Source organism: Micrococcus sp. PSi08 (assembly GCF_054960655.1).
On sequence record NZ_JBHNYP010000068.1, the window covers coordinates 1 to 380 of the forward strand.

Consider the following 380-nt stretch of genomic DNA (forward strand, 5'->3'; position numbering starts at 1 on the left):
TGACAGTGAAGCAGGCCGTGCTTCCAAGCGTGGTGCAGGCCGGCGGGTCGGCTACACCTATCTGCACTCGGCGATCGAGGGGTTCACCCGGCTGGCCTACACCGAAGCGTTGGAGGACGAGAAGGCGGTGACCACGATCGGGTTCTTCTGCCGGGCGAGGGCGTTCTTCGCCGCCCACGGCATCACCGTGGACCGGGTGATCACGGACAACGGAAACAACTACCGGGCCGTGGACTTCACCCGGAAGGTGGTCTCGCTCGGGGGCCGGCACCACCGGATCCGCCCCTACACCCCGCGCCATAACGGGAAGGTCGAGCGGTACAACCGGCTGATGGTGGACGAGGTCCTCTACGCCCGCCCGTATACCTCAGAGCAAGCTC

At 66.1% G+C, this 380-nt stretch carries 1 protein-coding gene; it reads left to right on the forward strand.

The features are described 5' to 3' along the window. On the forward strand, window positions 1-380 hold a 380-nt coding region (locus ACFI33_RS11800; protein WP_462624057.1), incomplete at both ends, for a DDE-type integrase/transposase/recombinase.